Annotated in this window: 27 protein-coding genes; 10 read left to right on the top strand and 17 right to left on the bottom strand. The window is 61.7% G+C overall.

Going from position 1 to position 21,930, the window contains the following annotated elements; translation table 11 throughout:
- Nucleotides 1-47: 47 nt before the first annotated feature.
- From WIN67_RS25510 to WIN67_RS25460, 11 genes are all read right to left on the bottom strand, one after another.
- Nucleotides 48-563: a DUF2878 domain-containing protein gene (locus WIN67_RS25510; RefSeq protein ID WP_110652228.1), complete on the bottom strand. Its 516-nt coding sequence runs from the start codon at nt 561-563 to the stop codon at nt 48-50.
- A complete protein-coding gene (locus WIN67_RS25505; RefSeq protein ID WP_102880905.1) occupies nt 556-1,827 on the bottom strand; it encodes an SAM-dependent methyltransferase in 1,272 nt (423 codons plus the stop codon). Before WIN67_RS25505 ends, WIN67_RS25510 begins: the two co-directional genes overlap by 8 nt.
- Complete coding sequence (locus WIN67_RS25500) at nt 1,814-2,629, bottom strand: DUF1365 domain-containing protein (RefSeq protein WP_110652229.1); 816 nt, start codon at nt 2,627-2,629, stop codon at nt 1,814-1,816. The genes WIN67_RS25505 and WIN67_RS25500 overlap by 14 nt, the downstream gene beginning before the upstream one ends.
- Nucleotides 2,626-3,873: an NAD(P)/FAD-dependent oxidoreductase gene (locus WIN67_RS25495; RefSeq protein ID WP_102880903.1), complete on the bottom strand. Its 1,248-nt coding sequence runs from the start codon at nt 3,871-3,873 to the stop codon at nt 2,626-2,628. The genes WIN67_RS25500 and WIN67_RS25495 overlap by 4 nt, the downstream gene beginning before the upstream one ends.
- A complete protein-coding gene (locus WIN67_RS25490) occupies nt 3,870-4,640 on the bottom strand; it encodes an SDR family NAD(P)-dependent oxidoreductase (protein WP_102880902.1) in 771 nt (256 codons plus the stop codon). The genes WIN67_RS25495 and WIN67_RS25490 overlap by 4 nt, the downstream gene beginning before the upstream one ends.
- Complete coding sequence (locus WIN67_RS25485; protein WP_102860266.1) at nt 4,637-5,062, bottom strand: nuclear transport factor 2 family protein; 426 nt, start codon at nt 5,060-5,062, stop codon at nt 4,637-4,639. Before WIN67_RS25485 ends, WIN67_RS25490 begins: the two co-directional genes overlap by 4 nt.
- Complete coding sequence (gene phrB / locus WIN67_RS25480; protein ID WP_273906683.1) at nt 5,055-6,500, bottom strand: deoxyribodipyrimidine photo-lyase; 1,446 nt, start codon at nt 6,498-6,500, stop codon at nt 5,055-5,057. Before phrB ends, WIN67_RS25485 begins: the two co-directional genes overlap by 8 nt.
- Before the next feature lie 13 nt (nt 6,501-6,513).
- Nucleotides 6,514-7,446: a MerR family transcriptional regulator gene (locus WIN67_RS25475; protein WP_306399848.1), complete on the bottom strand. Its 933-nt coding sequence runs from the start codon at nt 7,444-7,446 to the stop codon at nt 6,514-6,516.
- A 3-nt stretch (nt 7,447-7,449) separates the two neighbouring features.
- Entirely contained in the window at nt 7,450-8,400 is a 951-nt protein-coding gene (locus WIN67_RS25470; protein WP_110652233.1) for a YbgA family protein, read from the bottom strand.
- 120 nt (nt 8,401-8,520) lie between these two features.
- Nucleotides 8,521-8,736 carry a TIGR02450 family Trp-rich protein gene (locus WIN67_RS25465; RefSeq protein WP_102860270.1) on the bottom strand — a complete coding sequence of 72 codons (216 nt, stop codon included), beginning with the start codon at nt 8,734-8,736 and terminating at the stop codon, nt 8,521-8,523.
- Nucleotides 8,733-9,719, bottom strand: a complete 987-nt coding sequence (locus WIN67_RS25460; protein WP_102880897.1) for an NAD(P)/FAD-dependent oxidoreductase — start codon at nt 9,717-9,719, stop codon at nt 8,733-8,735. The genes WIN67_RS25465 and WIN67_RS25460 overlap by 4 nt, the downstream gene beginning before the upstream one ends.
- Nucleotides 9,720-9,913: 194 nt before the next feature.
- On the opposite strand from WIN67_RS25460, the gene WIN67_RS25455 reads away from it, so the two are divergent.
- Together WIN67_RS25455 and hemH are read left to right on the top strand one after the other, a co-directional pair.
- Nucleotides 9,914-10,816: a TIGR01777 family oxidoreductase gene (locus WIN67_RS25455; RefSeq protein WP_339070187.1), complete on the top strand. Its 903-nt coding sequence runs from the start codon at nt 9,914-9,916 to the stop codon at nt 10,814-10,816.
- A gap of 13 nt (nt 10,817-10,829) precedes the next feature.
- Nucleotides 10,830-11,855, top strand: a complete 1,026-nt coding sequence (gene hemH, locus WIN67_RS25450; protein WP_339070186.1) for a ferrochelatase — start codon at nt 10,830-10,832, stop codon at nt 11,853-11,855.
- 55 nt (nt 11,856-11,910) lie between these two features.
- Here the strand turns inward: hemH and WIN67_RS25445 are convergent, their stop codons facing one another.
- Nucleotides 11,911-13,185, bottom strand: a complete 1,275-nt coding sequence (locus WIN67_RS25445) for a uracil-xanthine permease family protein (RefSeq protein ID WP_016965962.1) — start codon at nt 13,183-13,185, stop codon at nt 11,911-11,913.
- 2 nt (nt 13,186-13,187) lie between these two features.
- Nucleotides 13,188-13,826 (bottom strand): uracil phosphoribosyltransferase, encoded by a 639-nt coding sequence (gene upp / locus WIN67_RS25440; protein ID WP_011063386.1) that lies wholly within the window; start codon nt 13,824-13,826, stop codon nt 13,188-13,190.
- 165 nt (nt 13,827-13,991) lie between these two features.
- Between upp and WIN67_RS25435 the strand changes: the two genes are divergently transcribed.
- The 4 genes from WIN67_RS25435 (at nt 13,992) to WIN67_RS25420 (ending at nt 15,976) form a co-directional block, all read left to right on the top strand.
- Nucleotides 13,992-14,549 carry a hypoxanthine-guanine phosphoribosyltransferase gene (locus tag WIN67_RS25435; RefSeq protein WP_042941423.1) on the top strand — a complete coding sequence of 186 codons (558 nt, stop codon included), beginning with the start codon at nt 13,992-13,994 and terminating at the stop codon, nt 14,547-14,549.
- Nucleotides 14,550-14,552: 3 nt separating this feature from the next.
- Nucleotides 14,553-15,026: a WbuC family cupin fold metalloprotein gene (locus tag WIN67_RS25430; RefSeq protein WP_273906688.1), complete on the top strand. Its 474-nt coding sequence runs from the start codon at nt 14,553-14,555 to the stop codon at nt 15,024-15,026.
- A gap of 113 nt (nt 15,027-15,139) precedes the next feature.
- Nucleotides 15,140-15,625: a hypothetical protein gene (locus WIN67_RS25425; RefSeq protein WP_102860276.1), complete on the top strand. Its 486-nt coding sequence runs from the start codon at nt 15,140-15,142 to the stop codon at nt 15,623-15,625.
- A 63-nt stretch (nt 15,626-15,688) separates the two neighbouring features.
- A complete protein-coding gene (locus tag WIN67_RS25420) occupies nt 15,689-15,976 on the top strand; it encodes a PA4642 family protein (protein ID WP_102860277.1) in 288 nt (95 codons plus the stop codon).
- A 67-nt stretch (nt 15,977-16,043) separates the two neighbouring features.
- Here WIN67_RS25420 and mqo read toward each other — a convergent pair whose 3' ends face one another.
- Nucleotides 16,044-17,555 carry a malate dehydrogenase (quinone) gene (gene mqo, locus WIN67_RS25415; RefSeq protein ID WP_102860278.1) on the bottom strand — a complete coding sequence of 504 codons (1,512 nt, stop codon included), beginning with the start codon at nt 17,553-17,555 and terminating at the stop codon, nt 16,044-16,046.
- 740 nt (nt 17,556-18,295) lie between these two features.
- Nucleotides 18,296-18,529: a hypothetical protein gene (locus tag WIN67_RS25410; protein ID WP_102860279.1), complete on the bottom strand. Its 234-nt coding sequence runs from the start codon at nt 18,527-18,529 to the stop codon at nt 18,296-18,298.
- A gap of 208 nt (nt 18,530-18,737) precedes the next feature.
- Between WIN67_RS25410 and WIN67_RS25405 the strand changes: the two genes are divergently transcribed.
- The gene (locus WIN67_RS25405) at nt 18,738-19,322 is read left to right on the top strand and encodes a YajG family lipoprotein (RefSeq protein WP_102860280.1); all 585 of its coding nucleotides are present in this window, start codon (nt 18,738-18,740) and stop codon (nt 19,320-19,322) included.
- Between the two features lie 90 nt (nt 19,323-19,412).
- On the opposite strand, the gene WIN67_RS25400 is transcribed toward WIN67_RS25405, so the two are convergent.
- Complete coding sequence (locus WIN67_RS25400; protein WP_011063378.1) at nt 19,413-19,619, bottom strand: hypothetical protein; 207 nt, start codon at nt 19,617-19,619, stop codon at nt 19,413-19,415.
- 189 nt (nt 19,620-19,808) lie between these two features.
- Between WIN67_RS25400 and WIN67_RS25395 the strand changes: the two genes are divergently transcribed.
- The gene (locus WIN67_RS25395) at nt 19,809-20,090 is read left to right on the top strand and encodes a hypothetical protein (RefSeq protein WP_162884090.1); all 282 of its coding nucleotides are present in this window, start codon (nt 19,809-19,811) and stop codon (nt 20,088-20,090) included.
- A gap of 66 nt (nt 20,091-20,156) precedes the next feature.
- On the opposite strand, the gene WIN67_RS25390 is transcribed toward WIN67_RS25395, so the two are convergent.
- Nucleotides 20,157-21,323: a 1-acyl-sn-glycerol-3-phosphate acyltransferase gene (locus WIN67_RS25390; protein WP_102860282.1), complete on the bottom strand. Its 1,167-nt coding sequence runs from the start codon at nt 21,321-21,323 to the stop codon at nt 20,157-20,159.
- A gap of 139 nt (nt 21,324-21,462) precedes the next feature.
- On the opposite strand from WIN67_RS25390, the gene WIN67_RS25385 reads away from it, so the two are divergent.
- Nucleotides 21,463-21,645 (top strand): CPXCG motif-containing cysteine-rich protein, encoded by a 183-nt coding sequence (locus tag WIN67_RS25385; protein WP_016967048.1) that lies wholly within the window; start codon nt 21,463-21,465, stop codon nt 21,643-21,645.
- Nucleotides 21,646-21,661: 16 nt separating this feature from the next.
- Nucleotides 21,662-21,922, top strand: coding sequence for a putative signal transducing protein (locus WIN67_RS25380; RefSeq protein WP_102860283.1), 261 nt, complete (start codon nt 21,662-21,664; stop codon nt 21,920-21,922).
- Nucleotides 21,923-21,930: the final 8 nt, after the last annotated feature.

The following is a 21,930-nucleotide window of genomic DNA, read 5'->3' as shown; positions in this document are numbered from 1 at the left end:
CAGTGTAAGGCAGTGGGCCAGGGCTGTGTGAGAGCCCTGACGGACGCTCAGTCCTGAGGGGCCGGCTGCGGTGCTTCTTCAGTGGGACGCGCAAGCACGTGAAACAGCGGTAGCAGTACTCCCCAGAGCAGGCCCAGCCCCAGCAAGGTCGGCCACAGGCCATAGGCAAAGGTCACTCCGGCCAAGCGGCCGCCGGCGTAATAGGACAGTGGTCCGCACAGCGCCCCGAGGATACTGGCCAGCCACCAGGGACGTGCCGTCCATGCCAGGCAGTGGCGCAGGGTGGTGCCCAGCAAGATCCAGAGCAGCATCAGCCATAGGGGAATCAGCAGGCTTACTTGCTGGAACTGAAACACCCCCAGCCAGTGCAGGAAGCTGTCCAGGGTGATGCCGATCAGGGCGACGCCGACAATCATCCGACTTTCCCCGGCCCAACTGCCGATCCAGCGAAAATGCGCCAGCAGGATCGCCACCCCCAGCAGCAGCCAGGCGCTGTCACCAGACAGCACGCAGATGAACCAGCCCAGCTGGAACAGCAGGGCGTTGGCCAGTTGCTTACGCATCGAAACGGCCCAGCAAAGGTTGTGGCACTGCCGAGGGTTTGGCCAGGAGCATCTGCGCGGTGCCGATGCTGCGCTCCAGGAAGCCGCCTTCGCAGTAGCACAGGTAGAACTCCCACAGCCGCAGGAAGTACTGGTCATAGCCCAGCTCGCTCAGGCGGCTGTGGGCGCGACGGAAGTTCTCATGCCACAGGCGTAGGGTCCGGGCGTAGTGCAGGCCGAAGTCCTCCATGTGCAGCAGATTCATGTCGGTGTCGCGACCGACCACTTCGAGCATCTTCTGCACGCTGGGCAGGGCGCCGCCAGGGAAGATATAGCGTTGGATGAAGTCCACGCCGTTCTTCGCCTGTTCATAACGTTGGTCGCGGATGGTGATGGCTTGCAGCAGCATCAGGCCGTTGCTTTTCAGCAACTGCGCGCACTGCTTGAAGTAGGTGGGCAGGAAGCGATGGCCCACGGCTTCGATCATCTCGATGGACACCAGCTTGTCGTATTGTCCGGTGAGGTCGCGATAGTCCTCCAGCAGCAGGGTGATCCGATCCTGCAGGCCGGCGGCGTCGATGCGTTGCCGGGTAAAGGCGAACTGCTCCTTGGACAGGGTGGTGGTGGTCACGCGGCAGCCGTAATGCTGGGCCGCATACAGCGCCATGCTGCCCCAGCCGGTGCCGATCTCCAGCAGGTGATCCTCGGGCTGCAAGGCGAGTTTCTGGCAGATGCGTTCCAGCTTGTTCAACTGGGCCTGCTCCAGGCTGTCTTCATCGCTGCGAAACTGTGCGGCGGAATACATCATGGTGGGGTCGAGAAACTGCTCGAACAGCTCGTTGCCAAGGTCGTAATGGGCAGCGATGTTTTTCTGCGAGCCTTTGCGGGTGTTGCGATTGAGCCAGTGCAGGCCGCGCACCAGGGGGCGACCGAGTCGCGCCAGGCCGCCTTCCATGGCGTCCAGTACCTCAAGGTTGCTGACGAATACACGGATGACTGCCGTCAGATCCGGGGTGCTCCAGTAGCCGTGGATAAAGGCCTCACCGGCGCCGATCGAACCGCTGCTGGCTACCAGCCCCCAGGCGCTGCTGTCATGAATATGGATTTCCCCGATCAGGGTCGCGCTGTCGCTGCCAAAGACCAGGCGCTCGCCGTCTTCGATGATCAGCAGTTGTCCGTGCTTGAGTTGCGCCAATTGTCGCAGTACGCCACGGCGCAGCAGGCTGGCAGTGAGGCTGTGGGTGCTGAACAGGGTAGTTCTGGCCGATACGCTAGAGGATTTCATGGCGGCGATCCTTGGGTTGTACAGCGGCTGTGCGATAGGCGCCGTCGGCGGCCTCGTGAGGAAAGAACTTGATGCCTTTGCCGGCCAGGCGCAGGGCCTGCCAGTAGATGGCCAGGCAGGTCTTGGCGGTCATCCACGGAAAGCGCAGCAGATACCGGTGCAGGCTGCGGCGATCCAGGGGCTGGCGTTGCAGGCTGAGGGTGGCGTCGAACACCTTGGACTCGCCCTGCCAGTCGGCCATGTGCACCCCGAGCCGTTCGGCTGGTGGGCTGAAGCTCATGCGGTACTCAAGGTCCCGGGGCAGGAACGGTGACACGTGAAAGGCCTTGGCCACGGCGAAGTGCTGGTGCTCGGGAGCCGTGGCACTGCCTGGGCGGGCCGGCAGTACATAGTGGTAGCGCTCGCGCCAGGGGGTGTTGGTGACCTCGCAGAGTATCGCTGCCAGTTGCCCGTCGGCCTCGAAGCAGTAGAAGAAACTCACCGGGTTGAACGCCAGGCCCCAGCTGCGTACCTGGGTCAGCAGACGCACTGCGCCCCCGGGCACATGACCTATCGCCTGCGCCACTTGCTGGCGTACCGCGTCGATCAGGCGCATGCCCTGGCCGGTGAAGGATGTCAGGTAGTCGCTTTCACGGAAGGCGAACGGCGCGAAGCGACTCTGGCCTGCCAGGGGCGAAAGCCCCAGCACCCTGTCCTGCTCATCCAGGTCCAGGTACAGCAGGCCGATGCGATAGCGGAAGGCATGGCCCTTGGGGGCAAAGCGCCGGTGGCTGATCCAGCCGCTGTACAGGGCACTGTTCACAGTTGTTCACCAAAGGCCTGGGCCACGCGCAAGGCGCTGACCACGCCGTCTTCGTGGAAGCCGTTGGCCCAGTAGGCGCCGCAGTAGAAGCTGTGCTGGGCGCCTTGCAGTTCATTCCAGCGGCCCTGGGCCGCCACCGCATCGAGGCTGTATTGCGGGTGGGCGTAAGTGAAGCGGGCCAGGATCTGCGTCGGATCGATGGCTGCGGTCTGGTTGAGGCTGACGCAGAAGGTGGTGTCGCTCTTCAGGCCTTGCAGGATGTTCATGTCGTAGGTCACGGCGGCGGCTTTCTCGCCGCTGGCGTCCAGGCGGTAGTTCCAGCTGGCCCAGGCCAGGCGCCGGCGGGGCAGCAGCCGGGTATCGGTGTGCAGCACCACGTCGTTGTCGGCGTAGGGCAGGGCCTGGAGAATCTCTCGCTCGGCCTGGCTGGGGCTGGCCAGCAGTTGCAGGGCCTGGTCGCTGTGACAGGCGAATACCACCTTGTCGAAGCGCTCGCTGCCGGCGGCGCTGTGGATCAGCACGCCAGCCTCGTCGCGCTCGACTCGTTGCACCGGGCAGTCGAGGCGGATGTGCTGGCGGAACGAGGCGGTCAGCGGTTCGATGTAGCGGCTTGAGCCACCTTCGATCACGCACCACTGCGGACGGTTATTCACCGACAGCAGGCCATGGTTCTTGAAGAAGCGCACAAAGAACTGCAGGGGAAAGCCCAACATCTGCACCCGTGACATCGACCAGATCGCCGAGCCCATGGGCACGATGTAGTGCTGGATGAAACGCTCGCCGTAGCCCTGGCTTTTCAGGTAGTCGCCGAGTGTGGTGTCGGCGGCGATCCGCTGTTGCTGCAAATCGAGCAGCGACGCTTTGTTAAAGCGCAGGATGTCCCGCAGCATGCCCCAGAACCCGGGCGATAGCAGATTGCGTCGCTGGGCGAACAGACTGTTGAGGTTGTTGCCGTTGTATTCCAGGCCCGAGGCGGGATCGCACACCGAGAAACTCATCTCGGTGGGTTTGAACTTGACCCCGATCTGTCCCAGCAGGCGGATGAAGTTGGGGTAAGTCCAGTCGTTGAAGACGATGAAACCGGTGTCCACAGACTGGGTCTCGCCGTTCAGGCTGACATCCACGGTGTGGGTGTGACCGCCGATCCAGCTGCCGGCCTCATAAACCCGAATGTCATGGCGACGGTTCAGGACGTAGGCGCAGGTCAGGCCGGCAATGCCGCTACCGATAATGGCGATTTTCACGATGCACTCCCTGTGCGGGCCAGGCGTTTGGCGATGGCCAGTTGCAGGCGGCCGGGTAGCCAGGACAGCAGCTTGAGGCCGAAGATGAACGGGGCGGGGAAAGCGATCTCCAGATCCCGGTGTGACAGGCGTTTGTAAATATGCCGCGCAGCCTTGGCGGCGGGCCAGCTCATGGGCATGGCAAAGTCATTGCGCGCGGTGAGCGGGGTATCGACGAAGCCGGGACTGACCACGGTGACGTCAATGCCCTCGGCAGCCAGGTCGATGCGCAAGGATTGCAGCAGATAACGCAAGGCTGCCTTGGAAGCGCCATAGGCGCCGGCCCGAGGCAGCGGCAGGTAGGTCACGGAACTGGCCACCCCTACCAGATGCGGGCGATTGCCGGCGCGCAACAGCGGTAGAGCAGCCTCGATGCAATAGCTGGCGGACAGCAGGTTGCTGCTCAGCACGCGCTCGATCAGCGTCGCGTCAAATTGCTGCACCTCGATGTATTCACAGGTCCCGGCATTGAGGATCGCCGTGTCCAGTGCGCCCCAGGCCTGGGCGATACGCTTGCCGATCTCGCGCACCTGCAGGGCGTCGGTGAGATCGCCGGGCACCACCAGCACTCGGCCCGGATAACGCAGGGCCAGCGCTTCCAGGGGTTCGCGCGAGCGAGCGCTGACGGCCACTTGGGCGCCAGTCTTGAGCAGTTCTTCGGCCAGCGCCGCACCGATGCCGCTGCTGGCGCCGGTGAGCCAGATCCGCCGTGGCATTGCAGGGTTCATCCGAGCCTCCTTTTCAGCCAGGCAATCACCGCACCGAGTAGCGGCAGATGTTCATAGAGCAAGGCACCGGCGTCGAAATAGTCCCGATGACGGTAGACCTTGCCGTCGCGCCAGTGCAGGTGCGAGCAGCCGGGGACCCGGATCATCTGGCCGCCCTTGAGGCGCGGGTGGCGGTAGCTCATGGTCCAGCGCAGATAGCCTTGGCCTTCGGTGCAGGTGTCGACACCGTGGAATTCGAAGCGCAGTTCGCTGACATTGGCGTACAGCTCTGCAAAGTAATGCCGCAAGCGTGGCAGACCATTGACCTCGTGCAGCGGGTCGGTGAACTGGATGTCCTCGCTGTAGAGCTGGTCCAGGCGTTGCAGGCTGTGCTTGTCGAGGCTGGCGAAATCCCGGGCGAAGCGGTCGAGGAAGTCACTCATGGGCGCCTCCCACATCCTGGCGCGAAGGCAGCGCCTTGAACGCCGCCAATGCCCGATCCCGGGACATCGACAGGTTGACCATAGGCGCCGGGTAATCGGCGACAGCGAACAGGCCGCCCATGGCTCCGGGGTTGTGGATATCTTTTTTGTTCAACCCCGCCAGTTGTGGCAGCCAGTGCTTGATGAAGCGTCCTTCGGCGTCGAAGCGTTCCGACTGGCTTACAGGGTTGAAGATGCGGAAGTAGGGCGCGGCGTCGGTGCCGGTGGAGGAGCTCCACTGCCAGCCGCCATTGTTCGCTGCCAGGTCGCCGTCGATTAGGTGGCGCATGAAGAAACGCTCGCCCTCGCGCCAGTCGATCAACAGATTCTTGGTCAGGAACATGGCCACCACCATCCGCAGGCGATTGTGCATCCAGCCGGTTTCCAGCAGTTGGCGCATGGCGGCGTCGATGATCGGCAGGCCGGTGCGGCCTTCCTGCCAGGCGGCGAGTTCCTCAGGGGCGTCGCGCCAGGCCACAGCTTCGGTTTCCGGGCGAAAGGCACGGTGCCGGGAAACCCGTGGGTAGCCCACCAGGATGTGTTTGTAGAACTCGCGCCACAGCAGTTCGTTGATCCAGGTGACGGCCCCGGGATTACCGCTTTCGAACTCTCCCTGGTTACAGCGCAAGGCAGCGTGCAGGCACTGGCGGGGCGAGATCACCCCGGCGGCGAGGTAGGGTGAAAGCTGACTGGTGCCGGGCTTGGCCGGGAAGTCGCGTTCGCTCTGGTAGTAGTCGATCTGCTCGTCGGTGAACTGTTGCAGACGGCCCAGGGCTTGATCTTCACCTGCCGGCCACAGATCACGCAGTGACTGGCTGGGGCGTGGGAAACCATCGATATGGCGGGGTACAGGATCGGCTTGGATCGACAGTGGCGATTGCGCCTTGGGGCTGGCGACCAGGGCTGGCAGCGCGCTGTGCAAGCGGCTGTAGCAGACCTTGCGGAACTGGCTGAACACCTGGAAGTAGCCGCCGCTCTGGGTCAGCACGCTGCCGGGCTGGAACAGTAACTGATCGAGGTAACCCTGGACGCTGATGTCGGCTTCTTCCAGGACCCTGGTCACGGCGGCATCGCGGCGGCTCTCGTGAATGCCGTACTCCTGGTTGAAGTGCAGCATGCGTACCTGCAGTTGCCGGCACAGTTCCAGCAGGACGTGGGGCGCCTGGTCCCAGGTGGCTGCGCTGCGAATCAGCAGAGGAATGTTCAGCCGGCCCAGGGCATTGCTCAGGTGCTGCAGGTTGCGCAGCCAGAAGTCGACCTTGCAGGGGGCATCGTCATGGGCTTGCCATTGTTCCGGGCTCAGCAGGTACACGGCCACGGTGGGGCCACGCTGGGTGGCGGCGCAGAGGGCGGTGTTGTCATTTAGGCGCAGGTCGCTGCGCAGCCAGATCAATTGCATGCTGATTCCCGGTTCAAAAGAGTCCTCGCTCAAGCAGCGCCTGGCAGGCCGAGATCGGGTCTTGGGCCAGGTACAGATCAGCGATTTCAGTGATACATACGGACCAGTCGTCGGGGTGGATGCACACCGCGGGTCCGGCGATGATTTTTTTGCAGGCAATGCCGTTGAGCAGCCTGGGCAACAGCGCAGGATTGAGCGCCTTGCTGGAATACAGCAGCAGGCCGCGAGCTTGCAGGCGTTCGATGGCCAGGGCCAGTTCGGCGCCGGGCAGCGGCCAGTCGAAGACCTCCACCGGGCAGTCGGCACTGCTGGCCAGCCAGGCGGTCAGCCACAGATGGGGTTCCAGGGCCAGGTCCGACTGGTTGACCAGCAGCAGCGGTGGGCCCTGCAGTTGGCGGTTGTTGTGGTAGATCCGCGCGCCCAGCTTGCTGCGCAGCCAGGAGTAGAAAAACACCTGTTCCATCTGGCTGCCGAACTGGCCCTGCCAGTGTTGCTCCAGCTCCGCCAGCAGCGGCATCAGCAGGTGTTCGCACAACGTGCGGGGTGGGTACAGCGCCATGGCCTGGTTGAAGGTGTCGTCGACCTTGCGTTCGGCCAATTGGCTGATGGCCAGGCTCAGGGTCTGACGCAGGCGCTGCCAGTCATTCTCGGCCGGTGTGCTGGCGGTGGGGGCACTGTCCAGCAGGTGCTTGACCTGGCTGACCGCGACCCCGCGATTGAGCCAGGTAAGGATGGTCTGGATCTCTAGCACCTGATCCTGGGAATACAGGCGATGACCCTTGGGCGTACGCAAGGGCACGATCAATCCGTAGCGGCGCTCCCAGGCCCGCAGGGTCACGGCGTTGACCCCGGTCTGGCGCGCCACTTCGCGAATCGGCAGCCAACCCTGATCCAGGGCGCGGCGGTACTGGGCGCTGTTGTCGGTTTCTTGAGCGGGTTGTTTCATGGCTCAGATCGCGTTGCGCAGGCTGAGGTTTTCCGGGTGTGGCTGCAGGTACAGCTGCTGGGCGATGTAGGGATCGGGGTGCTGGCGAAAGTGGTGCTTGAGCAGGGTCAGCGGCACGACTAGCGGCACGATGCCGTGGCGGTACTGGCCGATCACGTGTTGCACTTCCTGCTTGTCTTCGGGGCTGATGGACTGCTTGAGATAGCCGCTCAGGTGCTGCAGCACATTGCTGTGGGTGCCCCGGGTCGCGCATTTGCTCAAGGCCGCCATCAGCTCGCTGAAATAGCGCGGGCCGATCAGGTTCGGATCGCCCTTGCCCATGCTGCCCAGCAGATTGCCCAGGGTCTTGTACTGCACGGGATGGTGAGCCATCAGCAGGTATTTGCAGCGCGAGTGGAAGTCGGTGAGGGCGCGGCGGGTCAAGCCTTGCTTGAGCAGCGCTTGCCAGTCGCGATAGACGTAGACCCGGGTCAGGAAGTTTTCCCGCAGGACCGGGTCGTTCAGGCGTCCGGCTTCTTCCACCGGTAGATCGGGGTGCTGTGCGCAGAATGCCTGGGCGTAGATGCCCCGGCCGCCGTTTCTATGGGGAATGCCATTGGCCTGGTACACCTTGACCCGCTCCAGACCACAGGATGGCGAGTTCTGCATGAAGATGTAGCCACAGATGTCATCTACCTGGGCCGCCATGCGCTCGCCGTATTCCGCCAGGGGCAAGGTGACATCCAGGCTGGCGTCCACGGTGCCTACGGCCCGGGGTTGCTCAGGGTCGCCGACCAGCCGAATAGGTTCGCGGGGGGTGCCCATGCCGATTGCGACTTCCGGGCACAGGGGCACGAAATCGAAGTGCTCGCTGAGTACTCGGCTGCACAGGCGAGACTCCTTGTGCCCACCGTTGTAGCGGACCTCGACGCCCATCAGGCAGGCGCTGATGGCAATTTTCGGCTTGGCGGACATGATGCAACCTCCGGGGTTTACCTGTACAAAAACGAAACGTTGTACAACTTGTCTTCATCATAGAATTAAAGTTGTACAAGTCAATTTATTTGTACAGGTATTGCCAGGCAGGTTGTCGAATTACTGCCAGCCCATTCGCCAGTCGCTGTCGTTGAGCAGGGTTTGCCAGCTTAGGCGCTGGCTGCGCCGGGTGAGTACGGCTTGCAGTTCGATGTCCAGCACGGTGCCTTCTTCGTCGCAGAAAAGCTCAGTGACCAGAAAGTGTTTCTCGCGGTGTTGCGGGTGGGCTGCTGTCCATTTCGACAGCAGCAGTTTGCGCGGGTTGAGTCGATTCACTGCAGGCTCTCGTGCAAACGGCGTGCGGCTTCCTGGCCACTGAGCCAAGCGCCTTCGACCCGGCCGGACAGGCACCAGTCGCCACATACGTACAGCCCCAGGTCGGCATCGGCCAGGGCACCCCATTCATGGCTGGCGGCCGGTCTTGCGTAGAGCCAGCGATGGGCCAGGCTAAAGGTTGGGGCGGGCATGACACTGTGCAGCAATTCGGCGAAGGCCCCGTGCAATTGCTCGGTCACGGCCTCTTTGCTGAGGTCGATGTGTTGCCGGCTCCAGGCACTGGTGGCGTGCAGTATCCAGGTGTCGAGATGGCTGTCGCGTCCGGGCTTGCTGCGGTTGCGGGCCAGCCAGTCCAGCGGGCTGTCCTGGACGAAGCAGCCTTCCATGGGGGTTTCCAGGGGCGTATCGAAGGCCAGTGCGACAGCCCAGGTCGGGTCCATTTTCACCCCGGCGGCGACTCCGGCGAGCTTCGGCGCGGCGGCCAGCAAAGCGGTGGCTTGCGGTGCCGGCGTGGCGATCACTACGTGGCTGAAGGGGCCGTGGGTAAAGCCCTCGGCGTCCTGCAGGTGCCAGTGCTGTTCGCCACGGAAGACTTCAGTGATGCGGCAGGCGAAGTGCACTTCGAGGTCGCCGATCAGGGCGCGGGTGATGGCGCTCATGCGTGGCGTGCCGACCCAGCGGGTCTGTTCATCGGGAGAAGGGCTGAGTTGTCCGCCGTGGGAGTTGTAGAGTTGCGGCGCCCATTCGGCGACCCAGCCCTTGGCTTGCCAGCGCTGGACTTCGGTAACGAAACGGCGGTCGCGAGCGGTAAAATACTGGGCCCCCAGGTCCAGGCTGCCGGCATCGCTGCGTTTGCTCGACATGCGCCCACCGCTGCCGCGGCTCTTGTCGAAGAGTTGGACGCTGTGCCCGGCATCTCGAAGTGCCTGGGCGGCGGAGAGTCCGGCGATGCCGGTACCAATGATTGCGATGGGTACTGTCATAGGGGCCTCGTTTACCAGTCTGTACAGATTACGCCGCTACTAAAACCTGTACAATATTGTTTTTTGGTATAGCTTTCGGCGTCATCGGTTGTGCAAGTTGTCTATCGTTAAGTCACAGCCTGTCCGATTGAAAAGATCCCTGCCTATAAAAATAGACTAGTGATTCGGGTAAAACGCCACGCGAGGAAGATGTCATGCATATATTGCTGACCGGCGGTACTGGTTTGATCGGGCGTGCGCTGTGCCGTTACTGGCAGGCCCAGGGTCACCAATTGAGTGTATGGACGCGCCATCCCGAAAAAGTGGCCGCTCTGTGCGGTCCCCAAGTGCGGGCCATCAGAACTTTGCAAGAGCTGGACCAGGCGCCGCTGGATGCGGTGATCAATCTGGCCGGAGCGCCGATTGCCGATCGGCCCTGGACCCACAAGCGCAAGGCGCTGCTGTGGAGCAGCCGTATTGCCCTCACCGAAACCCTGCTGGCCTGGCTTGAAACTCGCGAGCATAAACCCCGGGTTCTGGTTTCTGGCTCGGCAGTAGGTTGGTATGGCGACGGTGGCGAGCGGGAACTGAGCGAGGATTCACCTCCGGTCAACGAGGATTTTGCCAGCCAGTTGTGCATTGCCTGGGAAGAAACCGCTCAGCGGGCCGAGGCCTTGGGCGTGCGCGTAGTGCTGGTGCGCACCGGTTTGGTGCTGTCGTCCGAGGGCGGCTTTTTGTCGCGCCTGCTGCTGCCGTTCAAGCTGGGGCTGGGCGGGCCGATCGGTAGCGGTCGGCAATGGATGCCGTGGATTCATATCGATGACCAAATCGCCCTGATTGATTTTCTTGTGCATCAGGATGAGGCACGCGGTCCTTATAATGCCTGCGCGCCGAAGCCGGTGCGCAACCGCGAGTTCGCCAAGAGCCTGGGGCGGGTGCTGCACCGGCCGGCGCTGATACCGCTGCCGGCCTTTGTCTTGCGCCTGGCGCTGGGTGAGCTGTCGTTGCTGTTGCTGGGCGGCCAGCGTGCCGTTCCCGCGCGTTTGCTGGAGACGGGATTCACTTTCCAGTTCACTGATTTGTCCGCGGCCCTGGACGATGTGTCCAGCCGCCTTTGAAATAGGACGTTGCATGACCGATCACGCGTTGCTCCTGGTCAATCTCGGTTCGCCGGCCTCCACTTCGGTGGCGGATGTGCGCAGCTACCTCAACCAATTTCTCATGGACCCTTATGTCATCGACCTGCCTTGGCCGGTGCGGCGCTTGCTGGTGTCGCTGATCCTGATCAAGCGCCCGGAGCAGTCCGCCCACGCCTATGCATCGATCTGGTGGGAGGACGGTTCGCCGTTGGTGGTGCTCAGCCGCCGGTTGCAACAGGTGATGAGCGAGCAGTGGAAACAGGGGCCTGTGGAGCTGGCAATGCGTTATGGCCAGCCTTCGATCGAGTCGGCACTGCTCAAGTTGGTGGCCCAGGGGCAGAAGAAAATCACCCTGGCACCGCTCTATCCACAGTTCGCCGACAGTACCGTGACCACGGTGATCGAAGAGGCCAAGCGCGTGGTGCGCGAGCACAAGCTGGATGTGCAGTTCAGCGTGCTGCAACCCTTCTACGATCAGCCGGAGTACATCGAGGCCCTGGCGGCCAGCGCCAGACCCTACCTGGCCCAGGAGCATGATCATCTGCTGCTGAGCTTTCACGGTCTGCCGGAGCGGCACCTGACCAAACTGGACCCGACCGGCCAGCATTGCTTCAAGGATGCCGACTGTTGCCGCAACGCCTCTGCGCAGGTGCTGGCCACCTGTTACCGCGCTCAGTGCATGCGGACGGCCTCGGCCCTGGCCGAGCATCTGGGGTTGGCGCAAGGCTCCTGGTCGGTGTCGTTCCAGTCGCGTTTGGGGCGGGCCAAATGGATCGAGCCCTACACCGAGGCACGGCTTGATGAGTTGGCCAGGCAGGGGGTGAAGAAGGTCATGGTGATGTGCCCGGCTTTTGTTGCCGATTGCATCGAGACCCTGGAGGAAATTGGTGATCGCGGTCGTGAGCAGTTCCGCGAAGCCGGAGGTGAGGATCTGGTGTTGATCCCGTGCCTGAATGACGACCCGCAATGGGCGCAGGCCTTGAACACCTTGTGCGCCAGAGCGCCTTTGGCGTTGTAAACAGCTTCGCCGGCAAGCCAGCTCCTGCGGAGCGGACTTGCCGGCGAACGCGTCTTCAGATCAGAGGCTCGTCGGCCTTCTTGTTCTTCCAGCCGTCATTACCCGGCAGTACCAGATTCAGCACGATGGCGACGATGGCGCACAGGGCAATGCCCTTGAGGCCGAAGTCGTCCGGACCGGTACCGGTTCCCACCAGTACGCCGCCGATGCCGAACACCAGGGTCACCGAAACGATCACCAGGTTGCGGGCTTCCCCCAGATCGATCTTGTGACGGATCAGGGTGTTCATGCCCACCGCTGCAATTGAACCGAACAGCAGGCAGAGAATCCCGCCCATCACCGGCACCGGGATGCTTTGCAGCAGCGCGCCGAACTTGCCGATAAAGGCCAGGGTGATGGCGAAGACCGCCGCCCAGGTCATGATTTTCGGGTTGTAGTTCTTGGTCAGCATCACCGCGCCAGTGACTTCGGCATAGGTGGTGTTGGGCGGGCCGCCGAACAGGCCGGCAGCGGTGGTGGCGATGCCGTCACCGAACAGGGTGCGATGCAGCCCGGGTTTCTTCAGGTAGTCGCGACCGGTGACGCTGCCGACGGCAATCACACCGCCGATGTGTTCGATGGCCGGAGCCAGGGCGACCGGGACAATGAACAGGATCGCCTGCCAGTTGAACTCCGGAGCAGTGAAATGCGGCAGTGCCAGCCAGGGAGCGGCGGCGATCTTCGCGGTGTCCACCACGCCGAAGTAGAAGGACAGGGCAAAGCCCACCAGCACCCCGGAAATGATCGGCACGAGACGGAAGATGCCTTTGCCGAACACCGCGACAATCAGCGTGGTGAGCAGCGCCGGCATCGAGATCATCATCGCCGTCTGGTAATGAATCAGCTCACTGCCGTCGCCAGCCTTGCCCATGGCCATGTTGGCGGCGATCGGGGCCATGGCCAGGCCGATGGAGATGATCACCGGGCCGATGACCACGGGTGGCAGCAGGCGGTCGATGAAACCGGTGCCCTTGATCTTCACCGCCAGGCCCAGAAAGGTGTAGACGAAGCCTGCCGCCATCACCCCGCCCATGGTCGCCGCGAGGCCGAACTGGCCCTTGGCGAGAATGATCGGAGTGATGAAGGCAAAGCTTGACGCCAGGAAGACCGGCACCTGGCGGCCGGTCACTACCTGGAACAACAGAGTCCCGAGACCCGCCGTGAACAGCGCCACGTTCGGGTCAAGACCGGTAATCAGCGGCATCAACACCAGGGCACCAAAGGCCACGAAGAGCATCTGCGCGCCAGACAATACCTGGCGCCAGAGCGGATCGTTGAACTCATCCTGCATGATCAGGAGTCCTTCTGCTTGGTGCCGAAGATCTTGTCACCGGCATCACCCAGGCCTGGAATGATGTAGCCATGCTCGTTGAGCTTCTGATCGATGGAAGCGGTGTAGATGGTCACATCCGGGTGCGCCTGCTCGACGGCGGCGATGCCTTCGGGGGCGGCCACCAGGACCATGGCGCGGATATCCCGGCAGCCGGCTTTTTTCAGCAGGTCGATGGTGGCAACCATGGAGCTGCCTGTGGCCAGCATCGGGTCGATGATCATCGCCAGACGTTCGTCGATCTCCGGAACCAGTTTTTCCAGGTAGGTGTGGGCCTGCAGGGTTTCTTCGTTGCGGGCCACGCCCACGGCGCTGACCTTGGCGCCCGGAATCAGGCTCAGCACGCCTTCGAGCATGCCGATACCGGCGCGCAGGATCGGCACCACGGTAATCTTCTTGCCGGCGATTTTCTCGACCTGGACAGGGCCGCACCAGCCTGGAATTTCATAGCTTTCCAGGGGCAGGTCTTTGGTGGCTTCGTACGTCAGCAGGGCACCGACTTCCTGAGCGAGCTCGCGAAAGTTCTTCGTGCTAATGTCTGCGCGGCGCATAAGGCCAAGTTTGTGTCGGATCAGCGGATGGCGGATCTCACGGATGGGCATAGGGAAAGGCTCCGGCGGCGGGCAAAAAAAACGGCCTAGATTAATCTATCCGGGGTTGTTGTCCTATAGACATAAAGTACGTTAGTCCAGAAACGCTTGATCTGATCGGGCCGGATGCGTACCTTTGCCCGCTTTTCCGAAACTGCCACCCCCTTGGAGAGCGCCATGTCCGCTGATCTCGAGCATATCCGTCAAATCATGCGCGAGGCTGACTGCCTGTACACCGAAGCTGAAGTCGAGGCGGCCATCGCCCGGGTCGGTGCACAAATCACTGAAGAACTGGCTGAGCGCAATCCGGTGGTGTTCTGCGTCATGAACGGCGGCCTGATCTTCGCTGGCAAGCTGCTGACCCACCTGCAGTTCCCCCTGGAAGCCTCCTACCTGCACGCCACGCGCTATCGCAACGAAACCAGCGGCGGCGAGCTGTTCTGGAAGTCCAAGCCGGAAGTCTCCTTTATCGACCGTGACGTGCTGATCATCGACGACATTCTTGATGAAGGTCACACCCTGGGCGCCATCATCGACTTCTGCAAACATGCCGGTGCCCGTGCGGTGCACACCGCGGTGCTGATCGACAAGGAGCACGATCGCAAGGCCCGTCCGGACCTGAAGGCCGACTACATGGGCCTGCCTTGCGTCGACCGCTATGTCTTCGGCTACGGCATGGATTACAAAGGTTACTGGCGCAACGCCGCCGGCATCTATGCCGTGAAGGGGATGTAAGGCATGTCCGGGCCGAGCTTTCTCGATCAAGCGTTGTTCAGCGACCTGGCTGAGAAGGCCTTGGCCAATCCCCGTGGGCGTCAGCACCACAACTTCCACGCCATGGAAGAGCCCTGCCATCGCATGGCAGTGGGGCTGCAACCTTCCACCTACGTTCCGCCGCACCGGCACCTGAGTGCCGACAAGGCTGAGACCTTGCTGGTGCTCAAGGGGCGGCTGGGCGTGCTGATTTTCGATGAGGCGGGCCAGGTGCTGGGCAAGCGCGTCTTGCAGGCCGGTGGTGACTGCGTCGGTGTCGATCTGCCGGCCGGGGTTTTCCATGGCCTGGTGGTGCTTGAGCCCGACAGCCTGATGTTCGAATGCAAGGCCGGGCCTTACCGTCCGGTGGGCGAGGGCGAACTGGCCAGTTGGGCGCCTCGGGAAGGCGAGCCGGGAGTGGCGCAATACCACGCCTGGATGCGTGCGCAATTCGACTGATTGTGTTCCCCCGTTTGTCGTATCCGCAGCCTGCGGCAGGCGCCTCAGACTGCGGTGCAGGATTTGCAGCAAAAACCCATGCTAGAGTGCTCAGCCCTTGATTGGAGCCTGTCATGAGCCTGTTGATTCGCACTAGCGCGGCCCTTCTTCTGAGCTTGAGCCTGCCCCTGGCAGCCGCCCCGGCGCCTCTGCACGGGCAATTCTTGCCGCCTGACGACCTGACCCTGCGCGACTCGGTCCCTGAACAGCAGCAGCTGTTGCAGGTGACCGAGTATTCCGTGGTGATCGGCAGCCAGCGCCAATCCAATCAGCAGCCGATTCCGGTGACATCGCCGGTGTGGGTGCGCCTCAAGGGCAAGCCGCTGAACAAGGGGGCCACCATCAGCCAGGTACTGGTGAATTTCGACGGTGAAAGCAAAAGCCTGAAAAAGCCCCAGTACGACGCCAAGTCCAGGACCTTGACCCTGTATTACCCCCTGGCCCAGTACCGGGCAGTGATGGACCTGCTGCGGAACGACACGGTGTATTGCCAGTTTCTCAGTTATGCCAATGGTCATATCTGGGCTGACTTGCACACCGGCAGCGTGCGTCCGCGTTGAGGCCCGAGGCGGGCTGAGGGTAAACTGCCCGCCCCGTGAAATGTCTGCGAGCTGGAGTCGGCGATGCGTAAAGATAAGAAACAAGTGATTGGTGACGAGATCAGCGACGAGCAGATCAAGTTGTTCCTCGATTTCGAGCCGGTCGACGCCACTTCGCCGTCCCTGCACAAACTGATCAAGGCCTACCGTGGCCTGCGCATCGACGATTTCGAGCGCTTCCTGACCTTCTTCGTAGCAGCCGGTCTGGATCTGGATGGCAAGGATGAGCACGGCCAGACCTTCGTTGATCTGATCAAGGATCAGCGCAACGCCGCCGACTACATCGAGCTGATGGACAACGCCCGCGGCTGACCCGCTCGGAAGGCATAAAAAAACGCCCCGTCCTTTGCAGGCCGGGGCGTTTTTTATGGGCGTCAGATCAGGCGCAGCTTTCGGTTTCCTTGCTGGGCTCGACCAGTTCCAGGCTCAGGTTATTTTCGCTGTTGATCTTGTGATACAGCGCTGCGTCGGTTTCCAGGGCCTTCTCCCGCGCCGGGAAAATTTCCTTGAGCTTGGTAGCCCATTCGCCGCTGGCCTTGGCCGGGAAGCAACGCTCGATCAGCTCCAGCATGATCGACACGGTCACCGATGCACCTGGCGAAGCGCCGAGCAGGGCGGCCAGAGAACCGTCCTTGGCCGCCACCAGCTCGGTACCGAACTGCAGGATGCCGCCTTTCTTCGGGTCTTTCTTGATGATCTGCACCCGTTGCCCGGCCACTTCCAGGCGCCAGTCTTCCGCCTTGGCCTGTGGATAGAAGCGGCGCAGGGACTCCAGGCGCTGCTCCATGGACTGCATGACTTCGCTGACCAGGTATTTGGTCAGGTCCATGTTGTCCCGGGCTACGGCCAGCATTGGACCGATGTTGCCGGCGCGAACCGACATTGGCAGGTCGAGGAACGAGCCGTGCTTGAGGAACTTGGTGGTGAAGCCGGCATAAGGTCCGAACAGCAGGGATTTCTTGCCGTCGACCACGCGGGTGTCCAGGTGCGGCACCGACATCGGTGGCGAACCCACGGCGGCCTGGCTGTAGACCTTGGCCTGGTGCTGCTTGACCACTTCCGGATTGTCGCAACGCAGCCATTGGCCGCTCACCGGGAAGCCGCCAAAGCCTTTGCTCTCTTCAATGCCGGAAGCCTGCAGCAGCGGCAGGGCCGCGCCACCGGCGCCGAGGAACACGAACTTGGCGTCGACTTCGCGGCTGTTGCCGCTGTTGACGTCCTTGATGCTCACGGTCCAGCCGTTGTCCTTGTTGCGCTTGAGACCGGTCACGCGCTTGCAGTACTTGACCTGGGCATCGGGTGCGCTGGTCAGGTGCTTGAGCAACTGGTTGGTCAGGGCACCGAAGTTGACGTCGGTGCCATTGATCACCCGGGTCGCGGCGATGGTTTCATCTGCCGGACGGCCTGGCATCATCAGCGGCATCCACTCGGCCATCTTGGCCTTGTCTTCGGTGTATTCCATGTCCGCGAAGGCATGGTGCTGGCTCAGCACTTCAAAACGCTTCTTGAGGAAGGACACACCCTTGTCGCCCTGCACGAAGCTCAGGTGCGGCACTGGGCTGATGAAGGACTTGGACGAGCCGAACGTGCCTTTCTTGGTCAGGTAGGACCAGAACTGTTTCGACACTTCGAACTGGGTATTGATGTGTACGGCTTTCTTGATGTCGATGCTGCCATCGGCGGCCTGTGGCGTGTAGTTCAGCTCACAGAGGCCTGCGTGGCCGGTACCGGCGTTGTTCCACGGGTTGGAACTCTCCGCGGCACCCGAATCCATCAACTCGACGACTTCCAGCTTGATTGCGGGGTCGAGCTCTTTGAGCAGTACAGCGAGGGTGGCACTCATGATGCCGGCCCCAACCAATACGACGTCTACTGCTTCGTTATGCGCCATTAACGCGTCTCCAAAATCTGCAGCACCAAATTGACGGCATGGCTGCCAGGAGTGACGGGGCGGTTCACGTAATGCCCCAGGTTACCCATGGCCAGGATCGCCATGTCCGAATCTTCGCAATTCTTTGCAACTACTGCGGACGCTGCCAACCGGGCCTCAAGGTGCATATGAACGCATCTCGGGGCGCCTCAGGCAATTCGACTTATGGTCGATACATCCGCTCGTGCAACCAAATCCGTCAGCGGACAGGCTTCAAGCACCAGTTCTTGAGGAGTGCTCGGTCCTGTGTAATCGGGCTGTTGTAGAGGCCAATGGTGCCAGTTCAGACGCAAAACTATTCATTTGCTCGCCACACTCTTGTGAAGTTGTGAAAACCCGTTTTTTCACGCTCTTTTGAAGACGTGAACCTCAAAAAAGGGCTGCCTCGGCCTGGCACCTGGCCCGAGCGGTGTTGCCGGCATGCAAGGCATGCGGGCACAACGGGCAAACAGCTTTAAGTGGCCGAGCAATGGCAGCTCTGCAGATTCGCGAAAAGTGGAGGTTTGCAAGGTGGTACAGCAAGCACGCCAGCTTCACTCGATCTGTGTGGGCGGCTCTCTGTGGGCGGTGCGGGGTGCCAATGCAGTGGCGTTGGCGGTACTGCGAGGCCCGATCAGGAGACGTCCTTATAATCGGGGGGAGATTGTAACGAAGAAATGCGCAGAAATGATCCTGTTTCGTGACTTTTATTAGGCTATTGGTCAGGTGGCCAGTATCGGTCGCACCAAGGAGCTGGCGCAGCGTGGGCTGATCCGGGCGCTGGCGGGTAATACCTGGTGCAACCAGTTCAGGCGAATCTCTTGGATTTCCACCCAACCGTCACCCACGGGAGCCGCCGGGCAGTGTTTGAAGGCGCGGCAACGGCCTTGGCCATCGAGCAGGGCAAAACTGCGGAACTGCTGACGCGGGGCGAACAGGGAGCGAAGGAAGTTCATAACCGAACACCTGTGAGTGGGTCATTGACGATAAGAGTGCCCTTGAGCCGTTACATCATGATGTATTGCGAGTGAACGGCAGGTTACAGGAACCTGGTTGTACGGCACCTGTCTGAGACTTGACTAACTCTTGCCTGACGCTGGTTCGTCGCGGTTATGCACCGCTATACTGCGGCCCTGTTTGTGCCTGATTCCTGGAGAGATGAGCATGTTGCAACGCCTGTTGTTCGGTTTGATCACTGTGACCAGCCTGTCGCTGGTGGGTTGCGCCCACAGCCCGCAACAACTGAGCCCGGAGCCGAAGCTCACGACCCAGTTGGCCCCCGTCGGCCATGGCCAGCCGGTGGTGGTGAAAGTGGTTGATGGACGTCCATCGCCAACCCTGGGTACCCGTGGCGGCCTGTACCCGGAAACCAGCGCCATTACTGTGCAGAGCGCGCAGATCCTGCCGAAACTGCAGGCCCAGGCCGAAGCCGCGGTACGTCTGTTGGGCTTCACTCCGACCGCCGGCGGTAGCAATGCCCCGCAGTTGACCGTGACCCTGGCCGAGCTCAAGTACCAGTCGCCCAAAGAGGGCCTGTACGTGACCGAGGCCACCATTGGTGCCACTTTCCGTTCCGATGTGCAGAACGCCAACCGTCGCTACAGCGGTCGTTATGGCGCGTCCCTTGACCAGCGTTTCGGCATGGCGCCGAACCAGGACACCAATACCAAACTGGTGAGCGACGTACTGAGCGATGCGCTGACCCGTCTGTTCAAGGACCCGACCGTCGGCCAGATCCTCGGCGAGTAAGGCGCCGCTGCGGCTTCATGCTCGCTACTGGCTCCGTCACTAAAAAGCCCGGCTGCCCATCAGGCAGCCGGGCTTTTTGCTGTTCGCGTGTCAGGCCGCCTCGACGTAGAAGTCCAGCATGCTGACGCCGGTCAGCAGATCGGTTTCCGGCAAGTCCGCATGCTGATGTCCGCCCAGGGCGCAATACACCAGCCAATGCCGGTCCTGAACGTTGAAGGCCAGGGCGCCCACTAGCGCTTGCTGTTCTTCACTGGGGGCTATCAGGTAAAGGCGATCCTGGTTTTCTGCGTGCAGCATGACAAGCTCCGTGGGGCATCGAGGGGCAACAGACTGGCTTGTTTAGATGACGAAAAGATGACGTTTCAAATTAATTGATCGACACCTCGTTACTGGTCGGAAAGCCCCCGCGTTTATCCGGGGATTGAGTAGAATCCGCGCCGCGGGTGCACTCGACGACCCGAATACAGGTTTCAATCGAGGTTCATGATGTCGCTGCAACTGATCTGGTCGATGTTCAACGCCCACCCTGCCAAATTGATCAACCTGCTGGCCCTGCTGTTTGCTTGCCCGGGCAGTTGGCTGCTGCACGCCACTCGTTGCCGTGAACGGCGGGCCCTGGCCAACCTGGCCGTCCAGAGTGAAGACCGGGGGCTGGGTCAACCCATGCTGGACCCCGCTACTTTGCGAATGAACCGATTCTTCTACCGCTTCGGTTTCGCCTGCCTGGGGCTGGCATTGCTGGTGTCCTGGATCAGTACGCGTTTCTGACCGATCCTTGAACCGCAGACATGACAACGGCGCCCGCAGGCGCCGTTGTGCGTTGCAGTGCCGCGATTACAGCGCCAGGCCTGCCTTGACCCGGTACTGATTGCGCACCGGATTGGCATATTGCAGCACCAGGTAAGGGCGGTGCTCCGGTGGGCAGGCGTCCAGCCGGCGCTGCCATTCTTCCTCGGCCTTGGCCAGTTCCTGTGGCGCGAAGACCTCGGCGGCGCTCGGTACCTGCAGTTGCGGGTCGGCATCGCTCCACTGGGCATACGCCAGGTAATGCACCGGGAACAGGCGGTAGCCGCCGAGAATCTGCCGGTCCATTTCCATGGCCAATTGCTTGGTGTCTTCGAACAGTTCGCTGATGGGGGCGGCGAAGTTCACGTGGACCCGGCCCTTATAGCCAGTGATGCCTTTGGCGATGCTCACGTCATCCTCCCCTGGCGCTTTGGTGTAGCTGCCGGTGGTGGCGCGGATGTACAGCTCCCGGGCCTTGGCCTGGTCGCAGGGGTCATATTCGTAGCTGATGGACACCGGGGTCAGGTTCAGCGATTGGATGACCTCGCCAAACGGCTCGTCCTTGCGGCTCATGTGGAACATCTTGAGGATCGCCGACTCGGTGCGGTCGTCACCATCCTTGGCCCGACCTTCGGCCTGGGCGATCCAGATCGACTGGACGTCGTTGCGGATCGAATGATTGATATAGGCCGAGAGCAGTTGATAGGCCGCGAGTTTTTCCCGTCGCCCGCTGATGGAGCGATGGACGATGAAACTCTTGTTCAGGCGCATCAGGTCGCTGACGAACGGCTTCTGCAGCAGGTTGTCGCCAATGGCGATGCGCGGTGTCGGCAGTCCGGCGTGATACACCGCGTAATTGACGAAGGCCGGGTCCATGACGATGTCGCGATGGTTGGCCAGGAAGACATAGGCGGTGCCGGATTTGAACTGCTCGACGCCGGTATAGGTCACGCCGTCGGTGGCACGTTCAATGGTGTGGTCGACGTAGAACTCGACCTTGTCCTGCAGGGTCGCCACCGAAGTGACCCCGGCGAATTCGCGGCGCAGGCGATGGGCAATCAGGGGTTTGAGCAGCCAGCCGAACGTATTGGCAAAACGCGGGAAGCGGAAGTGGGTGAGGATATCTAGAAACGCCTTGTCGCTGAGCAGCCGGGCCAGCACCGCTGGTACTTCGCTGTCGTGGTAAGGTCGGATGGCATCGAATTCGCCCATCATGCTCTCTTGTTAGAAACGGCTAGGGTAAGAAAAGGTCTGTATCGAAAAAAGCCGGGCATGGTCTGAAAGTTCAGCTCAAACAAAAAAAGCCCTGCAAATAGACCGGCGATTATACGCATAAGTCACTCTGGAGACGGCGATGCTGGAAACCGACCATTATCAATGCCCTTACTGTGGCGAACAGGCAGAAGCTGTATTGGACCTGTCCGCCGGCGACCAGACCTATATCGAAGACTGCCCGGTGTGCTGCCGGCCCATTGTCTTCACGCTGCAAACCGATGGTCGGGAGTGGATGCTCGATGTCCACAGTGAAAATGACTGAGTGGGGCGTGGTTCTTATGCAGCGCATCTATGAGCCGGAAAATCTGATGGAAGGCGAGTTGCTCCAGTGCATGCTGGCGAGCGAGGGTATCGAGGCACACCTGCAAGGGCGCGATTTGTTGGGCGGGGCGGGGGAGTTGCCGCTGTTCGGACTGCTGGGGCTGACGGTGGAGAATGATCAGGCGCAGCAGGCGCTGGAACTGATCGCTGCGTACAATGCGGCCCAGCCATTGCCCTTTGAAGAACCGGATAGTTTTACCGGGGTGCTGGTCTGTTAGGCTGAGCG

The sequence above is a fragment of the Pseudomonas idahonensis genome (assembly GCF_037903935.1).
GTDB classification, from domain to species: Bacteria; Pseudomonadota; Gammaproteobacteria; order Pseudomonadales; family Pseudomonadaceae; genus Aquipseudomonas; species Aquipseudomonas danubii.
Note: the sequence above shows the minus strand (reverse complement) of the source record. Positions and strands in the feature narration are given on the sequence as shown.